Genomic DNA, 7,075 nt, shown 5'->3' with positions numbered 1-7,075 from the left:
CGATCAAGCGCTGTCGTGTTGTAGGCTCGGTAATTTCCCGAGCCCCGGCGAGGTGGCGGTAATAATCCGATTTTCTCATAGTAGCGGATCGTGACGACCTTTGTGCCCGTAGCACGCGAGAGGTCGCCAATCTTTAAATCAGCACGGTTCATGTCTTGACCCTATAGTTACTATAGGCCGTATCTATCGCAAAAATGTTAATAGGACGAGACCTGCCATGCCCTGCTGCTCAAACGATACCTGCTCCTCGAACGTAGCCGCGGCCGGCCGTTACCGTGCTGTCCTTTGGATTGTGCTCGCGATCAACGCGGTAATGTTCGCGGTTGAGATCATCGCGGGTCTTGCGGCCGGATCGGCCGCCTTGCAGGCTGATGCGCTCGACTTCTTTGCCGATGCGGCAAATTACGGCATCAGCTTGTTTGTGCTTGGCATGACGCTTCGCTGGAGATCCGTCGCCGCCCTCGTGAAAGGTGCTTCCATGGGACTTTTCGGACTTTGGGTGATTGCGAGTGTCATCTGGCACGCTTTGCACGGCACGGTGCCGGCATGGGGGGGCAATGGGCGCGGTGGGTGTTGCCGCATTGCTGGCCAACGGGGCTTGCCTAGCCTTGCTTTATGCCTGGCGTGACGGAGATGCGAACATGCGTTCCGTCTGGATTTGCTCTCGCAATGACGTCATCGCGAACCTCGCGGTGCTTGGTGCAGCGCTTGGTGTGTTTGGCACCGGAACCGGTTGGCCCGATATCACCGTGGCAGCCGTTATGGCCGTTCTGGCGATACAAGGTGCGGCTACGATTATACGGCTCGCTCTCTCGGAGCAGCGCGAGGCCCGAAAGTTAGATACGGTGCCAATTTTGCGCTGAACCGTCGTGTTCTGGACCGTTCAGACGTCGAACCAATATCTTAGTAGGGCGCAAAACTGTGTGGGTTACCTTGATCGCGACAACACCGCAAAATAGAAGCATCCGACATATCGAAATGCAATCAGTTTCGTTTACTCATTCGTCGTTGAGCGTATTCATAAACGCAACGATTTGGTGTTCTTCTGTATCCGTGAGTTTCAAATTGCCAAGTTCGTCATGATTGACAGTCGCGGGAATTTCCGCTATTGGCCAACAGCCTTTTTCCAACGCTTCGGCTTCACTGGCCCATTCATCCTCACAAGGCGGTAATATATCGCGCGTATTGTAGAAATGAACGACGCCCTCCAGGGTTTTGAAATACCCATTATGCATAAATGATTTCGGAGCACCATTCGTCGCCCCCTTCATCAGGTTGCGCAGAGTCGGCACTTGCTGACGCCCCATATTCTCGTTGGCATAGGCCGCGTAAATCAGATCCGTTTTCAGAAAACCACCGAGCCCCGGATCAATGTAGCCCATCCCATCGGGGTTCGCCTCGGCCTGCTTGTAAAACGGGTTGTCGCGGTTCTTGGGCACACCGAGATTGTCAAATGTCCAGTCCGTAAGCACGGCGAGCTTGCCGCTGGTGCTGGGGGAAAGCACATGGCAAGCGGCGCAATTGCCCTTGTCTTCGCGCGTGAACATCTCAAGACCAGCGCGTTCCTCGTCGTTCAGCCCGCCTTCACCCGCAACCCAATGGTCATAGCGCGAGTTGAACCGATTGACTTCGGAAGAGGCTTCATATGCGGAAATGGCATAGGCGATTTCGCCAAAAGCTGCGTCAATCGCCGCAGAGGTCGCTTCATCGGCAATCTCGATTGTTGCACCGGGTGTCGCGCATTGCGCCGCAAGATCGGCAGGAAAGTCGATCTGTGGCACGCCGGCCCCCCAAACATCGTGCAGCGTAATCGGATATTGGCCCGCGCTTTTGGCCTCCAGCACCCTTTGAACAACGCATGCCTTGTGGGGCATCGCCATTTCAAGCGGGTTCAGGAATGGCCCCTCAGCCTGATCCGCCGTTGGGTTGCCAAGAACTCTGCCCGTTGCGCGCCCATCCAGAAAGGCCCCGCCCACGAAAGTCACATCACCTTCGTCGAAGATGTGGTGCAAGACGGGCGATTCAGACGCGTAGGCGATAGAGGGTGGTTTGCGATTGCCAAACTTCCCCGCAAGCGCGCCTTCAACAACGGCTCCGGTCGCATTGAATTCGCTATTTGGGCTGGTGAACCCCATCGCCGGATCATGGCACGACGCGCAAGATTGCATTCCGTTAATCGACAGATTGGCGTCAAAGAAAATCGATTTTCCCAGCGTTTCTAAAGGAGAAAGCCCATCCGAATATGCCGGGCCACTGGCGAGACATAGGGAAAACAAAACAAGGATGTTCTTTTTCATGGTGAAGAGTCCTTTGTTTTGAAACTCACAAAAGGCTTTCACCTGAGCGGCATTTCGTCAATTACCACATTTGGGGGATATAGTGCGGGATCGTGATAGCCATTTGGAGGCGAACAGAAATTGATTTAGTGATTTCCAGCCTGCTCACATGCCGAAAGGTGCAGTTTACCGAGGGCTCGCTGTCGCGGGCAATGATGCCTTTCCCGGCCCAAAGTTTCAGCCCAACGCCGCTAGTTCTGATCCTCTAGCAGCGGCTCATATCGCTTGTCGGTCAGTGTCTTGAGAAAGGCCACCAGCGCGTCGACCTTACGCTCGGTCATCGCCTTGGCGCGCAGTTCTTCAAGGTCCACGGTGGCGGGCACTTCGGCCTCGGCCCAAGGCTTGCCCGTCTCGGGATTCAGCTTGCGCTCGGGATTGTTGAATTTGTCGTAGAACTCGATCACCGTGCGCAGGTCGGAAAACACGCCGTTATGCATGTAAGGCCCGGTCACCGCGACATTGCGCAGGCTTGGGGTGCGAAACTTGCCATCCATCGCCGGATCGCTGACCTGCGGGTTTTCCAGCAGCCCGTGATCAATGTAATCGGGCGAAACCTGACCAAGCGCCAGCAGGCCAGGATTTCGCGGTACGCCGATATTGCGATATTGGTGATTGGTGAAAGGCTCGTGTGGGGCATCCTCGCGTTTAAGCTTGTGACAGCTCGAACAATTCACGTTGTTATTTGAGAAAAACAGCATGCGCCCGAGGTCTTCCAGCACGGTCAGATCATAATCGCCGCGCAGGAAGCGGTCGTATTTGCTGTCAAAGGGGGCAAATTGATCGGTGCGCTCGAATGCCTCAATGGCGTGGCCAAAGGCAGCAAAGGCGGCAGGCGTGCCGGGGGCTGTATCGCTGGTGCGCGCGAACACATCATCGCCGAAGAGCCGTTTGAAATCAGCAACGTAATCGGGGTTTTCCTTGATCCGCGCCACGACCGCATTTGCATCGGGCATCATCATTTCAACCGGGTTCAGCGGCGGGCCGATGGCTTGATCGGCCAGCGTGGCGGCGCGTCCGTCAAGAAACTGCCCGCCCACATATTCCTTCAGCGTCTCGTCGTAATGGAACGGCGGCGAGGTCAGCGCATAGGTCACCATCGGCGCGTTGCGCACGCCCAACGCGTGGCCGTCATCGCCCAGCGAAACCATGCCCGTCGCTGGCGTCTCGCGCTTGTCGGTAAAGGCGCGGTCGGGATCGTGACAGGTAGCGCAGGCCATCGTGCGATTGACCGAAAAGTTCGGGTCGAAAAACAGTTTCTCGCCCAGTTCCGCCGCGCTTTGAGGGGCATCCTCGGCGGGTGCGGGCGGCGGCGCAGACAGTGCGACGAGGCCGATAAACCCGGCAACGATCACAAGGGAAAAACGTGCTTGCATCGTTCAGACCCTCCGCAGCATTTGCTTGATATCACGCAACGGTTCCATCAGCAGCGCCGCCACACTGGAGTAGCGCACCCCGCGCGGGCCAATTCCGAAATCGGGTGCGCCTTGGGTTTGCGCGGGCAGTCTGAGCGTGCCAAACATCCAGTCCCAGAGTGCCAGACACGAACCGAAATTGCTTTGCAGATAGCGGCGATCATGGTGGATCTGGTGCTGTGCGGGGGAGACGAGGATATGCTCCAGCCAGCGCCCGTAACTTAGCCGCACATGGCTGTGGCGCAGGTTCGCGGTAAAGGCAAACAGCGCCACGATGAACAGGTTTTCGCCAAAAATCGTGTACAGATCAAGCCGCGCGCCAAAGAGGAAGATGAACACCCCCGTCACGCCCCCCGCGACCACCGCATGTCGCAGCGCAAAAAGCAGGCTTTCGAGCGGGTGGATACGATAGACCAGCAGCGGCGTCAGCACCTCGGCGGCGTGATGGACCCGGTGGAACGGCCAAAGCCAGCGCGAGCGGTGCATGAGCCGGTGCAGCCAGTAGCGCGACAGATCAGACAGCAAGAACAGCGCAAGCGTGTAGGCCAGCACGATGGAGCGGTAGCGCCATGCAAGAAAGGGCGGGTCGTAAAACGCGTTCAACCCGTGCATCACCCAGATCGCCACGCTCTGCACCGAAAGCACCAGTGGCACGATGAGCGCCGTGCGCAAGCCCCACGCTACAAGGAAATACAGCGCATCAAGGCGTGAATCCGGGCTAAGCCAATAGGCCCGCAGCCGCGCCCGCGTCGGCCAGCTTCCGGCTGCCAGCATCAGCACCAGCGCAATCGCCGCGCTGGCGAGCAGATAGAGCCAAAAGATCCGCTCAGTCCCGTTAAACAGCCCGTCGAAGGGCATGGGCATAGCAGGCATAGTGTTGAGCGCGCGTTCCATTGCGATCAGTCCCCGTCGGCATCCACCAGCCCAAGCGTCACGCCGATCAACAGCGCCAGCGAGTTATAATAGGCGTTTTGCGCACGTTGCAGCCCGTTGATGATCGCCACGGCCTCGCGCGGCGCAAAGGCTTTATCCTCGGGCACGGATTTGTAAGCCTCTATGGCCTCACCCAGCATGTCCTGCACCGAGGCCAACCCCGCACCAGCCCCGCGCGCCTCGCCAATGGTCGAGATATTGGGCGCCGCATCGGTTGCCAGAAGCCGCCAATGCGTGTCAAGGATCGCCCCGATCACGGGCCAGGACGCGCTGCCCCAGCGATACTGGCGGTTCTCGGGATGCGTCTGGCCGAGCGTCTTTTTGGTCAGCCCCGCCACTTCGGCGATGCGCCAGTCGCGGGTTTTATACAGGCTCTGGATCTGGGCGTTCATCAGCAGGCCAAGCGACTCGTCGGGATTGGCCAGAAAATCGTCGCGGTGATCGAGATAGCCCTGATGCACCGTCTCGAACCGCTTGCACAGCGATCCGGTGATCTCTTGCGCAAGGGCCTGACGGCGCTTTGACCACGGGCCCGAGAACAGCATATCGTCCAGCGCGGTGATCGAGCGATAGGCGTTTTTGTAAAGCGCCTTTTTCGGCGCAGAGTCGCTTTGGATTGCGCGCTCAAGGCTTGCGTGAAGATCCTCTTTGCCGTTGTGGAACATGTCGATCAGCAGCGGGTAATCCATCGCGTCCATGTCATAACCGCCAAGGATATAGCTCGCCTCAACGCGCCCCCAGCCCTCGGCCAATTGGGTGAACGCATCTTCGCGCGCCTGCGCGGTGCTGTCGGTGCCAAGCGTTCCCGCCATCGCGTGACAGCTTTGTACCGTGGCTTCGGAATCAGCCAGAAGGATGCCGTCATAGATCGCCTGATAGGCGGGCTGCACCTCTTGCGCGGCAGCGGCCAGCGGCATGAGGGCAGCAAACAGGGCGGATAGGGCTGCAAGCCGGGTCATAGGCTCTCCAGATAGCTGAGGATCGCGGCGCGCGCGGCCGGATCGAGGGAAACAAATGTCTTTCGGGCCTTAGCGGCCTCGCCGCCATGCCACAAGATCGCCTCTTCCGGCGTGCGCGCGCGTGCATCATGCAGGAAACGATGGCCCGCGCGCAGACGTGCGCCAAGACCCCAAAGCGGTGCGGTGCGAAATTCGGAGGGGCCTGCCGCGTGTTCGCGCACGCCATCGGCCAGATCCTTGCCCATGTCATGCAAAAGATAGTCGCTGAGCGGGCGGATGGTGCGGCCATCGGCGGTGCGCATCTCAGGGCGGTGACAGGCAGTGCAGCCGGTGGTGGCGAACAGATCCGCCCCACGCACGGCACTGGCACTCAGGTGTTTGGGCTGGGGGGCCTTGAACCCTTCGAGATAGGTTTCAAACGCGGCAAGGCGCGTATCGGGAAGATCAAGCAGCCCTTGCGGCGAGGGACGTCCGCGCGGAGCCTCAATGCAGGCGGTCTGGCCGGGCAGGCACAGTTCCACCGGGTAGCGCGCATTGGTCAGCCCCATGTCGACGGCAGCGGCATTGGCGATCTGGGCGCTCAGCGTGGGCTCGGCGGCCTTCCAGCCATACCGCCCGATTGCGCCATCCGTCATCCGGTTGGCGCGTCCGCTGATCCCGTTACCGTCGCGATCCTCGGGGTCTTCCCACGCCAAGATTTCCGCGTCCGGCACCGCCGCGATCAGGCCCAGCCCCGCCAGCGCGGGCGGCTGGCGGGTGAAGATCACCGTGTCCTCGGCCAGCGGGCCATAGGCCAGATCATCAAGCTTGGGCGTCAGGCGTTCAAGCGTGACTTCCGCGCCATCGCGATAACGAAACGCGATCTGGCGGGTTTCGAGCCGCGGGCGCGCTTCGGGGGCGGCGTGGCCAGTTGCGTTGATCGCGATCTGGCCGCCGTAACGGGGATCAAGCATGCGAGCACGATCGGGGCTTTCGGGATTATCTGTCACCATCCGCGTCCCATGCGCACCCGGACGCGCGAGCTTGAACAGCAGCGCGCGCAGTGGCTGGCCATTGGCGCCAATCGTGGGCGCAGAGCCATTATCTTCGTGACAGCTCGCACAGGTATTGGCGTTAAAGAACGGCCCCAACCCGTCGCGCGCGGTGGTGGCCGCAGGCGCTGCGACCCAAGGAATGGAAAAGAATGACCGCCCCAGCATCCGCTGGTCAATCGTGGCGTCATCGGGCGCGCGCATCGCTTGGGCAAAGGGCGCGGGACCGCCCGCATCGGTGGTCCAGTCGGGCAAAGCGGTTGCAGCGCCGCCCACCGCCGCCATCAGCGATAGCGCAAGCGTTCCCGCGATGATCTCCTTGCGCATCATGGTGTCCCGTTCGTCTCAATCGGTGCGGGCACGCTCGGGCTTGGCCAGCCGTGCCCCGTCTTTCATCCGTCTCG

The 7,075-nt window shown here is 60.0% G+C and carries 8 protein-coding genes; 2 read left to right on the top strand and 6 right to left on the bottom strand.

Translation table 11 applies throughout. The features are described 5' to 3' along the window. Positions 1-152, bottom strand: a 152-nt coding sequence (locus tag ACN0SD_RS16535) for a MerR family DNA-binding transcriptional regulator (protein ID WP_417809328.1), incomplete at its 3' end; no start/stop codon positions are given. A gap of 65 nt (positions 153-217) precedes the next feature. On the opposite strand from ACN0SD_RS16535, the gene ACN0SD_RS16530 reads away from it, so the two are divergent. Together ACN0SD_RS16530 and ACN0SD_RS16525 are read left to right on the top strand one after the other, a co-directional pair. Beyond that, positions 218-628: a cation transporter gene (locus ACN0SD_RS16530; protein WP_417809326.1), complete on the top strand. Its 411-nt coding sequence runs from the start codon at positions 218-220 to the stop codon at positions 626-628. A gap of 13 nt (positions 629-641) precedes the next feature. Then, positions 642-863 (top strand): hypothetical protein, encoded by a 222-nt coding sequence (locus ACN0SD_RS16525; RefSeq protein WP_417809325.1) that lies wholly within the window; start codon positions 642-644, stop codon positions 861-863. Between the two features lie 135 nt (positions 864-998). On the opposite strand, the gene ACN0SD_RS16520 is transcribed toward ACN0SD_RS16525, so the two are convergent. The 5 genes from ACN0SD_RS16520 to ACN0SD_RS16500 all read right to left on the bottom strand — a co-directional run bounded on the left by ACN0SD_RS16520 (position 999) and on the right by ACN0SD_RS16500 (position 6,998). After that, entirely contained in the window at positions 999-2,297 is a 1,299-nt protein-coding gene (locus ACN0SD_RS16520) for a cytochrome-c peroxidase (protein WP_417809324.1), read from the bottom strand. A gap of 230 nt (positions 2,298-2,527) precedes the next feature. Next, on the bottom strand, positions 2,528-3,709 hold the full coding sequence (locus ACN0SD_RS16515; protein WP_417809323.1) for a cytochrome-c peroxidase: 1,182 nt from the start codon (positions 3,707-3,709) through the stop codon (positions 2,528-2,530). A gap of 3 nt (positions 3,710-3,712) precedes the next feature. Further along, positions 3,713-4,642: a sterol desaturase family protein gene (locus ACN0SD_RS16510; RefSeq protein ID WP_417809322.1), complete on the bottom strand. Its 930-nt coding sequence runs from the start codon at positions 4,640-4,642 to the stop codon at positions 3,713-3,715. A 5-nt stretch (positions 4,643-4,647) separates the two neighbouring features. Then, positions 4,648-5,640 (bottom strand): imelysin family protein, encoded by a 993-nt coding sequence (locus ACN0SD_RS16505; RefSeq protein WP_417809321.1) that lies wholly within the window; start codon positions 5,638-5,640, stop codon positions 4,648-4,650. Beyond that, positions 5,637-6,998 carry a di-heme oxidoredictase family protein gene (locus ACN0SD_RS16500; protein WP_417809320.1) on the bottom strand — a complete coding sequence of 454 codons (1,362 nt, stop codon included), beginning with the start codon at positions 6,996-6,998 and terminating at the stop codon, positions 5,637-5,639. Before ACN0SD_RS16500 ends, ACN0SD_RS16505 begins: the two co-directional genes overlap by 4 nt. Positions 6,999-7,075 lie beyond the last annotated feature (77 nt).

The sequence above is a fragment of the Thioclava sp. genome (assembly GCF_048263065.1).
Classification (GTDB): domain Bacteria; phylum Pseudomonadota; class Alphaproteobacteria; order Rhodobacterales; family Rhodobacteraceae; genus Thioclava.
Note: the sequence above shows the minus strand (reverse complement) of the source record. Positions and strands in the feature narration are given on the sequence as shown.